Genomic DNA, 15,279 nt, shown 5'->3' with positions numbered 1-15,279 from the left:
AATAAGCAATGTTCCATAGCGGTCAAAAAAGCATCAGTAAGCCGATCCCAAACTGTCATTGAGATTATGTCGCTCATCACCACGCAATGGCGGGTTGAATACGCTGACTAGAATTAGATCTTGCTCTTTGCCGCCGCGCAGTAAATGCCGATCATGTTGATCAAGCGCATAGACGTCACCAGGCCGGATCGGAAATATATTGCCTTGCATGTCTTCGACTTCACCTTCTCCCGCGATGCAGTAGCACGCCTCCAAATGGTTTCGGTAATGCAAAAGTGACTCTGTACCCGCACGGACAACGGTGTGGCACAGCGTAAAGCCCATGGCATCGCGTTCAGTGAGTAAACGGTGACTAGTCCCTGCGCCCCATTCAACGAAGTAAGGTGTTTTCTCAACATCGGATTTGTTGCGAACGAACATGTGAAACCTCTCTAGGATAGTCTATTGGGAAAAATCAGTTCTTTGGGGCATTGCTAGTGCAGGGCTGCAGGAGGGCTTCGCCGCTGCATTGCATCGTTTCACTCCAGGCCACATCGCGGTGCGCGGCCATAGTCTGGATATCACGCCAGTGACGCTGAAGCAGGTTGCCTCCCACCACGAATGAGGCCCCGAGCCTTTCCACTAGGCGATGTACAGCCTGCACGCATTGTGCCGCCAAATAGGCGCGATCGCGCTTGAGCTGCAATAGTTCTTGCGTGTCTAGGACTTGGTCGTTGACACCCGCCTCATGCAGCCGCTTGATCAAAGACTCGTACAAAAGCTGTGCGCCAAATAGCTGCGCGGCCGAGTGGGCTGCCTGTTCGGCGACCCGAGGATCATTTACCGATAATGAACCATCGAACGCAGCCACAAATGCGGCAAGGGCACCCTCGGCACAACCCAGTATCGGGCCAATAATTGAAGTGGTGAGATAGGGAACCAGGGGCACCCTGTCGATGTAGTCACACGCCAGCGAAAGTGGGTTCTGAGCGAAGATCTTATGCAGCGCAAAGACTCGATCATGGGGTACCAACAAACTCCGGGTCAGCACATCGTGAGACCCAGTTGCCGCCATACCACAGCTGTCCCAACTTTCAAGCTTTTCAACCTCACTGGTGGCGATTAGCACCAGAAAACGTGGGGTGTGAGCAGCTTCCGGATGTGTAGGGCAGGGGGCATTGATCATCAACCAAGTAGCATCCTCAATACCTGAACTGAAGCGCCATCGCCCGTCGACCCGTATACCTTCAGGTTCAAAGGCCATTAGGCTATCAATACTGGTGGAGGCTGAGGCAAAGAGCTGCCGTGGGCCATCGTTGTACAGTTGGTCTATGCAGGCAGGGGGGATCCGTCGTGCAATTGAGCCGTGACCGCCCACTAGAGCTAGCATCCAGCCTGTGGACGGACACACCCGAGCAGCAATCCGCGCGCTTTCCACTAATGTCGGCCAGTTGCCGGTAGATGTAACCGGTGCGAGTGGCGATAGTAGATCTAGCCTGCCTTCGGCAAACAACTCGTTGAATGTGTCACGGCTCAACCGGCGATTTTTTTCAGCAACTGTGGCCCGATCTGGCCCCAGAGGAAGATGGTGAGCAGCCTGTTGACAGGGCGAAGCCAGTTCGTTGAGTTTCATTGCTTGATGTTTAGGATCAACCATTTGCTAACTCCTTGTCACCGCTTAGCGACGAGACAACTGAGCCAAGACGCGCAGCTTCAAAGCAAAACTTCGCTGGCTGAACTACCCCTCCTATCAGATCCAGAAACTGCGCGAGCTGCTCTGGGTCGTCCGAGGCAACGAATTCGCAAAAATTACTGCTGCTCCAGATAAGGTGCACGCTTTTAAAGCGAGCGGACAGAGCGCTCACCAGTTCTTCAAATGTGACCTGACCATTTTGCATTTGCTCAAGCATTTGTTGGCGTTTCCAGCGGATCTCTTCTTCGCTAAAGTATCGGGTCTTGAACTCTTCATCTTTTATCTGTTCACGCCGCAGATACTCATCTGGATTGGGGTGATTGAGTTTTTCCAAAAAAAACACCAGCCCGCCAGGCTTCAGAAACTGCTTGATATGGGAGATCTGTCCGGCCCGGTCACAGGTATAGAACTGAAACGCGGCCATCTCATAAATGAAGTCGAATCCCTCGCTGAATTGATCAAAATCAGGGGTCTGCAGTAGAGCGGGTGTCACCTTGAACACCGATTGCGGAAAGAACAGCGATAACGCTGGGTCAGCATGCCGCTCAAAGGCTATTTGATTGGCTAAGTTCGGAGATGAAGTAAAAGTACGGATCAGTCCGTGCGAATGGCCGGTAAGAGCACGGCCGTTGCTACCATCAAAGGCGTCCACTTCGAACAGGCTAAAGGTTTGGTCGGCGTCACTGCTATTGGCCTGAGCCAGACGGGTCATAGCAACGCCAACTCTGGCGAGCTCCTCGAGGATGTATGGCACGCTAGCCAAGAAATGGGAGAATAATGGTCCAGCACCTGCGATTAAGCGATCGTGGTATTCGAGGACCTCCGGGTCTTGGATCTCAGACCGCAGGTGACTGTCCAAAGGCTGTAACGGTACTTGACTCGCGCCTGTAGCTAGACTGTGGAAGTGTCCTGCGAGCTTGAACATCGTACTTCGTTGAAGGTCGCGGTCGAGGGTGGTCTCATCTATTGGCTGAAGTGACTTCTTCATGGCACATCTCCTACTATCAGATCATTCCTTTGGCGGTAAGCTTGCCAGAATCGGTTTTGGGGAGGGCCTCGAAGAATACGCACTGGGTCGGGACCATGTGCCAGTCCAGATGCTCCTTGCAGTAGTCGATTAGCGTCTCCTCGTTCGTTTGTCGATGATTGATATCAAGCACGATGCAAGCTTTTGGCACGTGCCCGGCCAATTCGTCAGCGACGGGCACCACCAGTACCTCGGCGACTGCAGGGTGCGAGGCAAGGCACTGTTCAATCTCCCGAGGATTCACATTCCAGATATTGCGCGCAAATACATCGTCCTTGCGCGAGACGTAGTAGAGATAGCCCTCGGCATCCTTCTTGAAAAGGTCACCAGTGCGGTACAGCCGTGAATGACCGAAGGAATTGTGGACAAAGGCTTTGGCATTTGCTTCAGGCATATTCCAGTACTCGAGCATTAGGTAGTCACTGGTCACCAGTAGTTCACCAACCTGCCCGGGCTGATCGATAACTACGCCCTGCTCGTCCACCAAGTATAGACTTACGCCGGTTAAAGGCTTGCCTACCGACGTTGGGCGCAGGTCAATTTCTTCGGGAGAGAGATAACTAACGCGTTTACACTCAGTCAGCCCGTAGTTGGAAAATATTTGCACTTGAGGCAGCGCTTGGCGAATTCGCTGGATGTGGCGGCTATGAAGGGCCTGCCCGCTGCTAGAGATATAACGCAAGCTTGGCACCCGCGCCTGCCACTTCGGTCTTGTATTGGCGAGCAGGAAGAGCACCGGAGGAAAGACATGCATTGAGGTGACCGCCTCACGTTCGACTACCGAGAGTACGTCTTCCGCGCTAGTAGGAGATCTGCTTTCAACGACACTGGTGGCGCCGGCGTACAGCGGCATAAAGACATTGTAGGCGCCGTAGTCCGATGCCAGGGTCGAGTAGCTAAGGATACGGTCGTCAGGAGTGTTCCCCAGGTAAGCGGTGACCCTACTGCAGGCTGCCAACATGATGCGGTGGTTGACAAGTACACCTTTCGGGCTGAAAGTTGAGCCCGAAGTATAAAATATTGAGGTGGGGCGTTCTGAATCATCAGTCTGTAGAGAAGCAAATGTTTTTAGTTTATCGCAGTGTCCTGCGACGGCGTCAGCAAGTTCAATCACGCGAGGTATTTTCATCCGAAGCGGAACGGTAAGCAAAACTAGCTCAAGACCAGCTTCAACGATTAGGCCAGGCAGATCTTCAGTGCAGTCGGTAATAAGTACCCGAGCGCCAGAATGCTTGAGTTGGTGAATCAGCTTGATGCGACTAAGCGTGTGGTGAGTCGCAGCAGTGATCGCTCCTGCTTGCAGCAGTCCAAGATAGCTGGCGATCAGGTCAATGGAGATCGGTGCGTACAGTCCTACACGGTCGCCTGGGACGATGCCGAGCATTGGGAAGATCGACGCTATTTCATCTGCCCTTTTTTGTAGTTTTTGGTATGAAGTTGCTTGTCCATCCAGAATAATTGCCGGCTTGGCTGAATATTTATAGGCGTTACTAGCGATAACCTGATGAAATAGCTGCATGCTTAATGTCCTTTTAGGCAGAATTGACTAACGCTATGTCCGTTGTTGCGAATGCATCGAGGCATAAGCATGTTGTTATGTGTAAAGCCTATTTGCAGAATCTCTTTGTTGCTCGGCGGCCAAGTTTGCTTGTCCGTAAAATGTTTAAGCAGGATTTGTGTTGAAAAGCCAAGCTAGGCATCTGAAATCCTTCGCTGCTCTGAAGATAGCCCAGTCTTTTCTCCCGTATGAAAGGTTATCTATTCGATTGAAAAAAGAATGGTCGATGTCTGAAAGAAGCAAGATGTATTCTTCTGGCCTAGCTCCACTAAATATTTTTTGCGTTACCCACTTCCTATCAGCAGGTTGTGTCAGTACTCAATATGGTGGTGCGCGAGTTGTGGGATTAAATATGGTGTCGTGGATTCTGATTCGCTGAGGTATATAGCTGATAACCCATGCGGCAGTAGAGCATGGTTGAGCTCCATCTTGTTATTGGTGTGGCATTCGCTTGAAGCAGTAGCTAGAAAACGGATTAGCAATGCCCCAAGATCTTTCCATTTAATCAGTTCGAATGTCAAGTCTAATCAAGTCACTGTATCTAGCGACTTTGTCACCGTGTGTCACGGCTCATGTGAAGCTGGCCGCTAGTACAGAAGCGAGCTTGCCCCCCCTTGAGTACTCCCGGCGCAACTAGTTGAACAGCTAGGTTGATCAGTTGTATTATTAGTTTGACTGTGCGGAGAAGGTGCGGGAGGCAGGGGGGCGTCCATGGCTGTTCATAGATTTAAAGTGAAATTTTTGGCCCGCGCCAACGGGCTGGCCGATACGGTTAATTGTTCGCTGCGGGCCGAGTGGTTTGTTTAGATGGTACGACTGTTTAATTTGAACCAGCTCTCAAAAGCATTTTCGTTGAGCGATATTAGAAATAGAAACAAGTCCGGCGATAATATTGAGTGCTCATGTCTTAATCAGAGCCTAGGAGGTGATATTTTGATTTCGCAGATCAGGAGAGATTTTAGGGTTAATGATCGACTTTCTTAAAGTTGGCGCCTTGGTGAGTGGGAATTGTTAACATACCGTTCAGTGGTTTCGGGATGAAAATCTTACAGGATGAGTGTCAAGAGTCTTTAACAGTTCTAAGTGGTCTGCACTGCACGTAAGAACTGAAAAAGCCCCGCTCCCATCCGGCACCGAGGTTTTTTGTTGCTCGCCAAAAAGCAGGCGAGGTCGCGGCTTCCAACAGGCCTTCGCAGGCGGCTTTGACGCCAGTTTTTCAGCTGTTTTCACAGCGGCAAAATATAAATATATGCATCGCGTATTACCTTGCCCTGGCCCCGCCGCTTCACTAAGATTTTTCCAACTTCGCGGCCCTGTTGCCCACGCTTCGTTACCTGGAGCGCACTGCCTGCAGCCGATACACCCTTCGAACGGAATCACGTCATGGCTTCAGGTCAACGCTTTCACGCGCTCGACAGTCTTCGCGGTATCTGCGCGCTGGCCGTTGTGCTGTATCACCTGCACGTGGTCGGCAGCGTGACGGAGCTGGCGTTCTTTCGCAGTGCCGATTTGTTCGTGGATTTCTTCTTCGTGCTCAGCGGCTTCGTGATCACCCATGCCTACGGCGCGCGGCACGATCTGGACCTGCGGCGGTTCTTCATTCTGCGCACCTTTCGTCTGGCGCCCTTGCATGTCTGTTTGCTGGGCGTGTTCATCGTCTTCGAGTTCGTGAAGTGGGGCGCCGCGCAGCAGGGGGTCAACTTCAACAAGGAGCCGTTCACCGGTATGTATGCGCCTTCGCAGATCGTGCCCAACTTGCTGTTGATCCAGGCGTGGACGCCGTGGACGGAAAACATGTCGTTCAACTATCCGTCCTGGAGCATCAGCATCGAGTACTACATGTATTTGATTTTCGCTGCGGTGGTGCTGTGCACGTCGGCGCGTCGGGTGCTGGTCTGGGCCGGGATCGTCATCGTCTCCATGGCAATGCTGTACAGCGGGGCAGGGCCGTTCACCGCGCTGGCCTACAAGGGGCTGGCGTGCTTCTTCGCCGGGGCGTTGTGCTACAAGGTGTTCGAGGCGTTGCGCCAGCGGGTGCAGCCGGGGTTCGCAATGGCTTCGCTGCTCGAAGTCGTGGCGGGCGGATCTATTGTCTGGGTGCTCAGCAGTGACGAGCCGAACAAGGCCATGCTGGCGAGCGCTCTGTTCTGCCTGACGGTGACCTTGTATGCGTTCGATGCCGGGATCGTTTCCAACGTGCTGAAGACGCGTGTGTTCGAGCTGCTGGGGCGACTTTCTTACTCGATCTACCTGACCCATGTGATAATTTTGAGTGTGTTGATCCTGCTGTTCATGGTGTTGGAGAAGAAGACCGGCTTGCCGCTGGCGCCGGTGTTCGGAGATTTCCGTTATCTGGACAGCGGTTATCCGTGGCTCAACAATCTGCTCGTGGGCCTGGTATTGCTGGCCGTGATCGGGGTTTCCTTCATCACCTACCACCTGATCGAGGTCAACGGGCAGAAGTTGGGGCGTCGTTTACTGGGGCATCGATTGCCTGCGCAGGCTGTGCCGGGCTGAGGCTGCGGGGCTGTCACTAACCCCTCTTTTTGATAGCGCGTGACGTCGGCGTCAGAAAAACGCAAAATGGCTGTTCGATTCGAGTGCGGGCGAAGGTTTTGTCGTCGACCACGCGCCTGCGGTTAATCTGAACTGCCAATTTGAACGGACCTGCTGACTCTATGCGAATGCGCCTTATGCTGTTGGGCGGTGGGAATGCCCTAGGACAAGCGCTGATTCGCCTCGGAGCGGAAGAGGGCATCGGCTTCCTGGCCCCGCGGCCGCCGGAAAACGGTTGGGACGGGGCGAGCCTCACCGACCTGCTCGATGAAACCCGCCCCGATGCGCTGATCAATCTGGCGTACTACTTCGACTGGTTTCAGGCCGATGCAGTGAGCCAGGCGCGCCTGGACCAACAAGAAATCGCGGTAGAGCGCCTGGCCGAACGCTGCCAGCAGCACCAGATCGTGCTGTTGCAGCCTTCCAGCTATCGTGTGTTCGATGGCTCGCGGGCCACTGCCTACAGCGAAAAGGATGAGCCGGTGCCCCTTGGCCTGCGCGGTCAGGCGCTGTGGCGCATCGAGCAGAGCGTGCGCGCGGCCTGCCCACGGCACGTGCTGTTGCGGTTCGGCTGGCTGCTGGACGACAGCGCCGACGGCGTGCTGGGGCGCTACCTGCAGCGCGCCGAGCTGCCGCAACCGCTGCCGCTGGCCGATGACCGGCGCGGCAATCCGACCCCGGTGGATGATGCCGCGCGGGTGATCCTCTCGGTGCTCAAGCAGCTGGACTGCGAAGCGCCGCTGTGGGGCACCTACCACTATGCCGGCAACGAGGCGACCACTGCCTTGGCCCTTGGCCAGGCGATCATCAGCGAAGCCAGGACGATGCACGCACTGGCGATCGATGCGCCCACCGCGCAGGCCCACGCCGCGCGGCCCGATGCCGGGGAAGAACCGCAGCACGCCGTGCTGGCCTGCAAGAAAATCCTGCACACCTTCGGTATCAAGCCGCGCGCCTGGCGTTCGGGGCTGCCGAGCCTTCTGGACAGATACTACCGACATGGCTGATACACCCATTCTGATCACCGGCGGTGCCGGTTTCATTGGCTCCCATCTGGTCGATGCGTTGTTGGCCGAAGGTCACTCGGTGCGGGTGCTCGACGACTTGTCCACAGGCAAGCGCAGCAACCTGCCGATGGAAAACCCCAGGCTGGAGCTGATCGAAGGCGATGTCGCCGACGCACGCCTGTTGGCAAAGGTGGTAGGCGGCTGCAAAGCGGTGGTGCACCTGGCCGCGGTCGCTTCGGTGCAGGCTTCCGTGGACGATCCGGTGAAGACTCACCAGAGCAACTTCATCGGCACCTTGAACCTGTGCGAAGCGATGCGTCTGGCGGGGGTCAAGCGAGTGCTGTTCGCTTCCAGTGCCGCGGTGTATGGCAACAATGGCGAAGGTGAGGCGGTCGGCGAGAACACGCCCAAGGCACCTTTGACGCCCTATGCATCGGACAAGCTGGCCAGTGAGTACTATCTGGACTTCTACCGCCGCGAGCATGGGCTGGAGCCGGTGGTGTTTCGCTTCTTCAATATCTACGGGCCGAGGCAGGATCCGTCCTCGCCGTATTCGGGCGTCATCAGTATTTTCAGCGAGCGCGCCCAGCGTGGGCAGCCGATCAGCCTGTTCGGCGATGGCGAACAGACCCGTGACTTCTTCTATGTCGGTGACCTGGTGACCTTGCTGATGCAGGGGTTGCAGCAGGCCACCGTGCAACCGGGGCCGGTGAACGTAGGGTTGAACCAGGCGACGTCGCTCAATCAGCTGCTGGCGGGGCTGGGCGCAGTGCTGGGCGGTTTGCCGGCGGTGAGCCACGGCCCGGCGCGTGCGGGCGATATCCGTCACTCGCGCGCCGACAACGCCTTGCTGCTGGAACGCTTCGAACTGGGCCCGGTGACGCCGCTGGAAGAAGGGTTGCGGCGCCTCCTGGCACTGTAGACCGCCCACTGTCGCCAGGCCGTTCCCGTACCGGTGGGGCATGGCTGGCGGCAGGGTCGTTGCCTAAAACTTGTAGCCCACACCCACCATGTACACCCACGGATCGACTTCCAGGTCGACTTTGGTGCGGCCGACGCCCAGCGCTGTGGGGCCGTCGACGCTGGCCTTGGTGTCGATGTCGACGTACCAGACCGACGCGTTGAGCATCATGTGCTCGCCCAACATGTAGTCGAAACCCAATTGCCCGGCAATGCCCACCGAGTCCTGGATCTTCAGGTTGTCGAAGCCCTGCTGCTTGCGCGCGCCACTCAGGTCTTCGTCGTAGAACAGGGTGTAGTTGATGCCGACGCCGGCGTACGGCTGGAAGCGCGACGTTGGCGCCAATGGGTAGTACTGCAATGACAGGGTGGGAGGTAGTTGCTTGACGTCCGCCAGCTTGCCATCGAGCCCGCCGATACCGGTGGCGGCGCTGATTCCGCGCACGCCTACGGTGTGCTGGAATGGAGTGGCCGCCAGCAGCTCGATGCCGACGTGGTCGGTGAGCATGTAGGCGAAGGCCAGGCCCAGCTGCGTGTCGCTGTCGAGGGTAGCCTTGGTGCCTGCGACCTTGGCGCCGTCCAGCTTGAGCTGGCCGCTGTCTTCATTGGGCGCGGTGGTGGCGGCGCCGGCGCGAATGATCATGTCGCCGGCCTGGTGGGCCTGGGCCTGTGAGGTTGCCAGCGCCAGGGCAATCAGTGAGGCGCCGAGCAAGGACTTGTTCATGGGGGCTCCATTGGGGAATGCGAAGGACATTCGCCCAATGGTAGTCAGTGCGTCGCTGCGGTTTTTTGATCTGGCTCAATGAAAAGTCATTGGCTCAGTCGGGAAGTTCGTAGGCATAGATCTTCGCCGCAGCCATCTGGTAGCCGGCCTGGGCCAGGTCGCTGGTGCTGGCCTTGACCTGCATCGGTCCCTCGATCCAGTAGGGCTGGTAGAGCTCCTCGACCTTGACCCCGACGGCGCTGGTGACGTGCACGATCTGATTGGACGGCGGCGGCGGTACATGGATGCAGGCGCCGAAATAGGGCACCAGAAGAAACTCGGTGGTCCGACCGGCCTCGTTGACCTCCAGCGGCACGATGTAGCCGGGGATGCGCAGCTGCTGACCGTCCAGTGCCTGGACCACGGGTGCATCGGGCGCCTGCTGGTGGACGGCAGGCGCTGCTTCGGCCAAGGTCGTGCCGATGTCCGCCAGATCGTGCATTGGCGTCATCTGCGGGGTCAGCTTGGGCGCATCCGGCGGGATAAGCGCCTCCCAGCTGACTTCCTTGAGCTCGGCTGCGGACAGCGACATGCTGGTCAGCAGCAACAGGGCCATTACCGCGCGCAACATAGGTGAAATCCTCACAGGTGGATCGACAGGCCGTCGGCCAGAGATTGCCGGTAGGCGCGCCAGGCCGGGATCGCGCCCATGACCACTGCGGCTGCGAGGATGATCCCCAGCAGCGACCACTCATAGGCGTTGGGCAGGCTCAGCGGCAGATACAGGCCGTAGTTGGACTGCACGTAGCCCTGCGCGCAGGCAATGCCCAGGTACAACAATGCCATGCCCGCGAGGATTCCGACCAGTGCCAGGGCGAAGGCTTCGAGAATCAGCAGGCCGGCGATGTGCCAGGGACGAGCGCCGACCGAGCGCAGGATGGCCATCTCGCGACGGCGTTCGTTGAGGCTGGTGACGATGGCCGTGAGCATGCCGATCAGGCCGGTCAGCACGACGAATACGGAGATCACGAACAACGCCTGTTCTGCGGTGCCCATCAGGCTCCACAGCTCCTGCAGGGCCACGCCGGGCAGGATCGCCATCAACGGTTCGCCGCGAAAGTCGTTGATGTCGCGCTGCAAGGCGAAGGTGGCGATCTTGCTGTTCAGGCCGACCATGAACGCGGTGATGGCGCTGGGTGTGAGGTCCATGTTACGCGCCTGGTCGGCGCTGATGCGTCCGGCGCCGCGGGCCGGAACGCCATTCTTCCAGTCGACATGGATGGCTTCCATGCCGCCCAGGCTGATGTGCAGCGTGCGATCGACCGGCGTACCGGTGCGGGCGAGGATGCCGACGACGGTGAACGGCTTGTCGTCGTGCTTGACCAGGCTGATTGCCGCCACGCCGTGGGCCAGCACCAGTTTGTCGCCCAGCTTGTAATGCAGGGCATCGGCGACCTGCGCGCCAAGCACCACCTCGAACGGGTCGGTCTGGAAGGCACGGCCCTGGACCACCTGCAGCGACTGCCGGCGGCCGTACTGATAGTGTTCGAAATAGCTCTGGTTGGTGCCCATGACCCGGTAGCCGCGGTGCGAGTCACCCAGCGAGATGGGGATGGCCCACTTGACCTGCGGGTTGTTGGCGTAATGCTCGAAACTGTCCCAGCGGATGTTGTTGGTGGCGTTGCCGATGCGGAACACCGAGTAAAGCAGCAGGTTGACCGAGCCGGAGCGGGCGCCGACGATCAGGTCGGTACCGCTGACCGTGCTGGCGAAGCTGGCACGGGCTTCGTGGCGCACACGTTCCACGGCCAGCAGCAGGCACACCGACAGGGCAATGGCGAAGGCGGTCAGGAACGCGGTGAAGCGGCGGTTGGCCAGGCTGGCCAGGGCAAGACGAAGCAGGTACATCAAGACACCTCGGGTGAGGCAGGGCGTGCTGCGTGATTGAGTTCGGCCAGGGACAGGTGGCGGTCGAACAGAGGCGCCAGGCTTTGATCGTGACTGACGAACAGCAGGCTCGAGCCAGCGGCGCGACATTCGGCGAACAGCAGTTGGATGAAGGCTTCACGGGCGTCGCTGTCCAACGCCGAGGTCGGCTCGTCGGCGATCACCAGTTCGGGCTGGCCGATCAGCGCGCGCGCAGCCGCCACGCGTTGCTGCTGACCGATGGAGAGGGTGTCGGCACGGCGTTGGAGCAGCGCCGGATCGGTCAGGCCAAGGTGTGCCAGCAGTTGCGTGGCCGCCTGGGCAACACTGCCATGGCGCTGCACGGCGCGAGCGGTGCGGCGGCGGGAGAAGCGGCAGGGCAGCTCCACGTTCTCACGCACCGACAGGAACGGCAGCAGGTTGAATTGCTGGAAGATGTAGCCCGTGTGTTCGACGCGAAACCGGTCACGGGCGGCAAAGCTCAACTCGCTCAGGTTCTGCCCGAGCAAGTGAACGCTGCCACGCTGCGGCGTGTGCACGCCGCCGAGCAGGCCCAGCAGGGTGGTCTTGCCACTGCCGCTGGGGCCCTTCAGGAACAGGGTTTCCCCACGCTCCAGACGGAACGCGGGAATGTCCAGCAACATCGCTTGGCCAGGCCAGGCAAAGCCCAGTTCGGCCAGCTCGATCAATGCATCGCTCATGGGTCAGAATGTCAGGCTGCTTTGCTTGGGGGTGAGGTCCGTACCCTGCTGGCCGGACGGGCCGATCAGTTGTACCTGAATTTTCTGGGTGGCGGGGAAGGTGCTGAACAAGCGCGCCAGGTCCAGGTGTTCCAGGGCCTGTGGCGACGCGCAGGTGAAGTGGTAGTGCGCATGAATCTCGCTGTGCTCGTGGTGATGCTCTTCACCTTGCTTGGTTTCTGCGGCGTCGTGCTCGTGGGCAGGCTTGTCGCCGAACAACGGGCTTTCCAGCTTCTGCTCGGCGACTTTGCAGTTGGCTGCGGCGGGCAGGCCGAACAGGGCCAGGGGTTGCTCGAGGGTCTTGCGTGCCGCGGCGACCTTGGCCTTGTCGGCATCGCTGCTGGCGGCATGCTCGAAGCCCACCAGGTTCATGGCCGGGCTTTGCAGTTCCAGTTCGAGGGATTGGCCATCCAGGGCGGCGTCCAATCGTGCCACGCCGTGTTCGTGGGCGCCGAGGCTGCCGTGCTCGTGCTCATGCTCATGCTCGTGACCCTCCTCGTGGGCATGGGCGACGAAGGGCAGCAGAGCGAAGGGCAGGGCAAGCATGAGACGGCGCATTGAGGAATCTCGTGAGCGATATGGAAATGCAATGTTATAACAAATTTACATTGGGTTGCCATGTGTCTGTAAAGATTCATGTTCGGTTCAGGCAATGCGTGCAGAGGGCTTGAAGTCGAAGCCGGGATTGCTTCACCCGCGAGGCGCTGCTACAACGAGGCCTCGTTATGGAAGGGCATCCGCATGATCAGAATCAAAGGCACCGTAGGCAACCTGCCGGTGGACCTGGCCATAGACATGGACGCTGAGGACTGGGCACACCTCGCTGGCCCATTCGCGACAGCGTCCGAGGCCGTGCTGACGTCGGCAGCGGCGCCCGCGCCAGGCAAGGCCAAGGCCCAGGACGATGGTGCCTGGCGCAGCGTTCTTCATCTGCTGGAGCAGGCAGGTCGTATCGACGGTCCGGCATTGCTGGATCAGGTGCAGGGGCTGGTCGGTGACGTGGCGGCTGGCAAGCGAATGCTGGTGCGCTTGCGCCATTGCCCGCAGGTGAAGGTAGAAGCCGGCGCGGATGCGCCGGTCTATTGCTGGGTTGGCTAGCCGATAGCACGGCGTGCCCGGCAGTCCGTCAGTACAGCGCGGCGAACAGCTTGCGGCGGTAGCTGGTCACCAGCGGGTGGTCGTTGCCGAGCAGTTCGAACACCTGCAGCAATGTCTTGTGCGGCAGCCCCTCGCTGTAACTGCGATTGCGCATGAACAGCTGTAGCAGTCCGTCCAGTGCTGCTTCGTAATGCTGCCGCGACAGCTGCTGGACGCACAGCTGATACGCCGCTTCGTCGTCGCCAGGGTCGCGGGCCAGGCGCGCCTTGAGGTCGGCTGCATCGGGCAGGGCCGCCGCCTGACGCAGGAAGGTCAGTTGCGCCTTGGCTCCGGCCAACGCAGCCTTGTGCTCGTCACCACCGACGGCATCGAGCACCTGTTGCGCTTCGTCCAGCTCGCCGCGTTCGGCCAGGCAGCGAGCGAACAGGATCAGCGCGCCAGGGTTGGCATTGTCTTCGGCCAACAGCCCTTTGAGGGTCTGCTCGGCTTCGCCGAAGCGGCTCTCGCTGAACAGGGCCTGTGCCAGTTCCAGTGGATCGGCCGCCGCCGGCGGTGGCATCTGCACATGCGGTTCGAGCAGGGCGCGGATGGCCGACTCAGGTTGTGCGCCAGCGAAGCCATCCACCGGCTGACCATCCTTGAACAACACCACGGTGGGCAGGCTGCGAATGCCGAAACGGCCGACGATGTCGGGTTCGGCGTCGCAGTCGACTTTGGCCAGAACCAGCTCGCCTGCGTAGCCCTCGGCAATCTGTTGCAGCAAGGGCATCAGCACTTTGCAGGGGGCGCACCACTCGGCCCAGAAATCCACCAGCACGGGTTTGATGTAGGAGTTCTGGATGACGGCCTGATCGAAATCGGCTGTGGTCACGTCGAAGATGTACGGGGTTTCTTGACTCATGTGAATCTCGCGGATCTGCGGTTCGGTGGACTATAAGGGATTCGAATCGGGCCCACCACCGCCGCTCGTTTGGCCGGGTGGTGGGCGTTGCCCGAGCGTTTCAGGGGGCCTTGATCATTTCCAGGTTGCCCAGCAGCTGGGTGGTGGGCTGGTTGATCTGCACGGCAGGCAGGTGCAGGATCAACTGCCCCGACTGACTGGCGCGGGCGCGCAGCTCGACCCGCGAACCGGCCGGGAAGGCTTCGGCGGCAAAGCGCAGCTGGAAGGGCAGGGGTTGGCCGGTGCCCCGCTGCTTGGCGCTGGCCAGCAGTTTCTGCGGACGCGCCCGGGAATCGATCACCAGCAGGGCCATCTCGACTTCGGCGCCGGCGGGTACGCCGAGCAGGTTGCCGCTGAGCTGGCGCTGGTAGGCCGGCAACGGCCCCAGTTCCACGGGCGCCTTGATGACGGGCGCTGCCGTCGGCGGCGGGGTAGCGCTGGCCACGGGCTTGGGCGCATCGCTGCTGCAGGCGGCGAGCAGGCTGAAGAGAGCGAGCAGAACGAGCGACTTGGACGGCATTTCGAAACCCAACGAAAGTAGAGCCGTCTGTATACCGCAAAGCCCCGGGCTTGTCTTGCCAGTGGGATGCGCTACCATGGCCCTCCCTTTTTTTGTTGCCTGCCACCATGCACTGTCCCTTCTGCGGTGCCAACGACACCAAGGTCATCGACTCACGACTGGTCGCCGAGGGCGAGCAAGTACGCCGGCGCCGTGAGTGCCTGGCTTGCGGTGAGCGTTTCACCACCTTCGAAACCGCCGAACTGGTGCTCCCGCGACTGATCAAGCAAGACGGCAGCCGCCAGCCTTTCGACGAAGAAAAACTGCGCGCGGGCATGCAGCGAGCGCTGGAAAAACGCCCTGTCAGTGTCGAGCGCCTCGAGGCGGCGCTGGTGCACATCAAGCATCAGTTGCGCGCCACGGGCGAACGCGAGGTCAAGTCGCTGGTCGTCGGCGAGTGGGTCATGACCGAGCTGCAAAAGCTCGATGAAGTGGCCTACATCCGTTTTGCTTCGGTGTACCGGCGCTTCCAGGACCTGGACGAGTTTCGCGAGGAAATCGACCGCCTGGCGCGCGAGCCGGCCAAGGAATGA

At 59.2% G+C, this 15,279-nt stretch carries 16 protein-coding genes; 5 read left to right on the top strand and 11 right to left on the bottom strand.

The genetic code is table 11. The annotated features are described in order from the left end of the window. Window positions 1–33: 33 nt before the first annotated feature. The 4 genes from IFU31_RS08670 to IFU31_RS08655 are packed head-to-tail and all read right to left on the bottom strand — an operon-like array spanning window position 34 to window position 4,218. On the bottom strand, window positions 34–420 hold the full coding sequence (locus IFU31_RS08670; RefSeq protein ID WP_192102726.1) for an ectoine synthase: 387 nt from the start codon (window positions 418–420) through the stop codon (window positions 34–36). Window positions 421–454: 34 nt separating this feature from the next. Further along, a complete protein-coding gene (locus tag IFU31_RS08665) occupies window positions 455–1,636 on the bottom strand; it encodes a hypothetical protein (protein ID WP_192102725.1) in 1,182 nt (393 codons plus the stop codon). Then, complete coding sequence (locus tag IFU31_RS08660) at window positions 1,629–2,660, bottom strand: class I SAM-dependent methyltransferase (RefSeq protein WP_192102724.1); 1,032 nt, start codon at window positions 2,658–2,660, stop codon at window positions 1,629–1,631. The genes IFU31_RS08665 and IFU31_RS08660 overlap by 8 nt, the downstream gene beginning before the upstream one ends. Window positions 2,661–2,676: 16 nt before the next feature. After that, on the bottom strand, window positions 2,677–4,218 hold the full coding sequence (locus IFU31_RS08655; RefSeq protein WP_192102723.1) for a class I adenylate-forming enzyme family protein: 1,542 nt from the start codon (window positions 4,216–4,218) through the stop codon (window positions 2,677–2,679). A 1,422-nt stretch (window positions 4,219–5,640) separates the two neighbouring features. Here IFU31_RS08655 and IFU31_RS08650 point away from each other — a divergent pair. The 3 genes from IFU31_RS08650 to IFU31_RS08640 all read left to right on the top strand — a co-directional run bounded on the left by IFU31_RS08650 (window position 5,641) and on the right by IFU31_RS08640 (window position 8,742). Continuing rightward, the gene (locus tag IFU31_RS08650; RefSeq protein WP_185795439.1) at window positions 5,641–6,774 is read left to right on the top strand and encodes an acyltransferase family protein; all 1,134 of its coding nucleotides are present in this window, start codon (window positions 5,641–5,643) and stop codon (window positions 6,772–6,774) included. 161 nt (window positions 6,775–6,935) lie between these two features. Next, window positions 6,936–7,820: a sugar nucleotide-binding protein gene (locus tag IFU31_RS08645; protein WP_122475625.1), complete on the top strand. Its 885-nt coding sequence runs from the start codon at window positions 6,936–6,938 to the stop codon at window positions 7,818–7,820. Beyond that, a complete protein-coding gene (locus IFU31_RS08640; RefSeq protein WP_192102722.1) occupies window positions 7,813–8,742 on the top strand; it encodes an NAD-dependent epimerase/dehydratase family protein in 930 nt (309 codons plus the stop codon). The genes IFU31_RS08645 and IFU31_RS08640 overlap by 8 nt, the downstream gene beginning before the upstream one ends. A 63-nt stretch (window positions 8,743–8,805) precedes the next feature. Here the strand turns inward: IFU31_RS08640 and IFU31_RS08635 are convergent, their stop codons facing one another. From IFU31_RS08635 to IFU31_RS08615, 5 genes are all read right to left on the bottom strand, one after another. Further along, window positions 8,806–9,504 (bottom strand): OmpW/AlkL family protein, encoded by a 699-nt coding sequence (locus IFU31_RS08635; protein ID WP_192102721.1) that lies wholly within the window; start codon window positions 9,502–9,504, stop codon window positions 8,806–8,808. Window positions 9,505–9,598: 94 nt separating this feature from the next. After that, on the bottom strand, window positions 9,599–10,114 hold the full coding sequence (locus IFU31_RS08630; protein WP_192102720.1) for a DUF3299 domain-containing protein: 516 nt from the start codon (window positions 10,112–10,114) through the stop codon (window positions 9,599–9,601). Between the two features lie 11 nt (window positions 10,115–10,125). Continuing rightward, window positions 10,126–11,391 carry an ABC transporter permease gene (locus IFU31_RS08625; protein ID WP_192102719.1) on the bottom strand — a complete coding sequence of 422 codons (1,266 nt, stop codon included), beginning with the start codon at window positions 11,389–11,391 and terminating at the stop codon, window positions 10,126–10,128. Beyond that, the gene (locus tag IFU31_RS08620; RefSeq protein ID WP_192102718.1) at window positions 11,391–12,110 is read right to left on the bottom strand and encodes an ABC transporter ATP-binding protein; all 720 of its coding nucleotides are present in this window, start codon (window positions 12,108–12,110) and stop codon (window positions 11,391–11,393) included. The genes IFU31_RS08625 and IFU31_RS08620 overlap by 1 nt, the downstream gene beginning before the upstream one ends. A 3-nt stretch (window positions 12,111–12,113) precedes the next feature. Next, complete coding sequence (locus IFU31_RS08615) at window positions 12,114–12,707, bottom strand: DUF2796 domain-containing protein (RefSeq protein WP_185795436.1); 594 nt, start codon at window positions 12,705–12,707, stop codon at window positions 12,114–12,116. A 183-nt stretch (window positions 12,708–12,890) separates the two neighbouring features. On the opposite strand from IFU31_RS08615, the gene IFU31_RS08610 reads away from it, so the two are divergent. After that, window positions 12,891–13,247 carry a hypothetical protein gene (locus tag IFU31_RS08610; RefSeq protein ID WP_192102717.1) on the top strand — a complete coding sequence of 119 codons (357 nt, stop codon included), beginning with the start codon at window positions 12,891–12,893 and terminating at the stop codon, window positions 13,245–13,247. Between the two features lie 28 nt (window positions 13,248–13,275). On the opposite strand, the gene trxA is transcribed toward IFU31_RS08610, so the two are convergent. After that, the gene (gene trxA, locus IFU31_RS08605; RefSeq protein WP_192102716.1) at window positions 13,276–14,148 is read right to left on the bottom strand and encodes a thioredoxin; all 873 of its coding nucleotides are present in this window, start codon (window positions 14,146–14,148) and stop codon (window positions 13,276–13,278) included. Window positions 14,149–14,248: 100 nt separating this feature from the next. Further along, window positions 14,249–14,707, bottom strand: a complete 459-nt coding sequence (locus IFU31_RS08600; RefSeq protein WP_185795433.1) for a YbaY family lipoprotein — start codon at window positions 14,705–14,707, stop codon at window positions 14,249–14,251. Window positions 14,708–14,814: 107 nt separating this feature from the next. On the opposite strand from IFU31_RS08600, the gene nrdR reads away from it, so the two are divergent. Beyond that, a complete protein-coding gene (gene nrdR / locus IFU31_RS08595; RefSeq protein WP_161804299.1) occupies window positions 14,815–15,279 on the top strand; it encodes a transcriptional regulator NrdR in 465 nt (154 codons plus the stop codon).

The sequence above is a fragment of the Pseudomonas sp. CFBP 13602 genome, from assembly GCF_014842725.1.
GTDB classification, from domain to species: Bacteria; Pseudomonadota; Gammaproteobacteria; order Pseudomonadales; family Pseudomonadaceae; genus Aquipseudomonas; species Aquipseudomonas baltica.
This window is presented reverse-complemented; position numbering and strand designations above follow the sequence as displayed.

Bases quoted from the DNA above. Each gene is read 5' to 3' on its own strand.
- IFU31_RS08670 (WP_192102726.1), bottom strand. From the start codon at position 420: ATGTTCGTTCGCAACAAATCCGATGTTGAGAAAACACCTTACTTCGTT.
- IFU31_RS08665 (WP_192102725.1), bottom strand. From the start codon at position 1,636: ATGGTTGATCCTAAACATCAAGCAATGAAACTCAACGAACTGGCTTCG.
- IFU31_RS08660 (WP_192102724.1), bottom strand. From the start codon at position 2,660: ATGAAGAAGTCACTTCAGCCAATAGATGAGACCACCCTCGACCGCGAC.
- IFU31_RS08655 (WP_192102723.1), bottom strand. From the start codon at position 4,218: ATGCAGCTATTTCATCAGGTTATCGCTAGTAACGCCTATAAATATTCA.
- IFU31_RS08650 (WP_185795439.1), top strand. From the start codon at position 5,641: ATGGCTTCAGGTCAACGCTTTCACGCGCTCGACAGTCTTCGCGGTATC.
- IFU31_RS08645 (WP_122475625.1), top strand. From the start codon at position 6,936: ATGCGAATGCGCCTTATGCTGTTGGGCGGTGGGAATGCCCTAGGACAA.
- IFU31_RS08640 (WP_192102722.1), top strand. From the start codon at position 7,813: ATGGCTGATACACCCATTCTGATCACCGGCGGTGCCGGTTTCATTGGC.
- IFU31_RS08635 (WP_192102721.1), bottom strand. From the start codon at position 9,504: ATGAACAAGTCCTTGCTCGGCGCCTCACTGATTGCCCTGGCGCTGGCA.
- IFU31_RS08630 (WP_192102720.1), bottom strand. From the start codon at position 10,114: ATGTTGCGCGCGGTAATGGCCCTGTTGCTGCTGACCAGCATGTCGCTG.
- IFU31_RS08625 (WP_192102719.1), bottom strand. From the start codon at position 11,391: ATGTACCTGCTTCGTCTTGCCCTGGCCAGCCTGGCCAACCGCCGCTTC.
- IFU31_RS08620 (WP_192102718.1), bottom strand. From the start codon at position 12,110: ATGAGCGATGCATTGATCGAGCTGGCCGAACTGGGCTTTGCCTGGCCT.
- IFU31_RS08615 (WP_185795436.1), bottom strand. From the start codon at position 12,707: ATGCGCCGTCTCATGCTTGCCCTGCCCTTCGCTCTGCTGCCCTTCGTC.
- IFU31_RS08610 (WP_192102717.1), top strand. From the start codon at position 12,891: ATGATCAGAATCAAAGGCACCGTAGGCAACCTGCCGGTGGACCTGGCC.
- trxA (WP_192102716.1), bottom strand. From the start codon at position 14,148: ATGAGTCAAGAAACCCCGTACATCTTCGACGTGACCACAGCCGATTTC.
- IFU31_RS08600 (WP_185795433.1), bottom strand. From the start codon at position 14,707: ATGCCGTCCAAGTCGCTCGTTCTGCTCGCTCTCTTCAGCCTGCTCGCC.
- nrdR (WP_161804299.1), top strand. From the start codon at position 14,815: ATGCACTGTCCCTTCTGCGGTGCCAACGACACCAAGGTCATCGACTCA.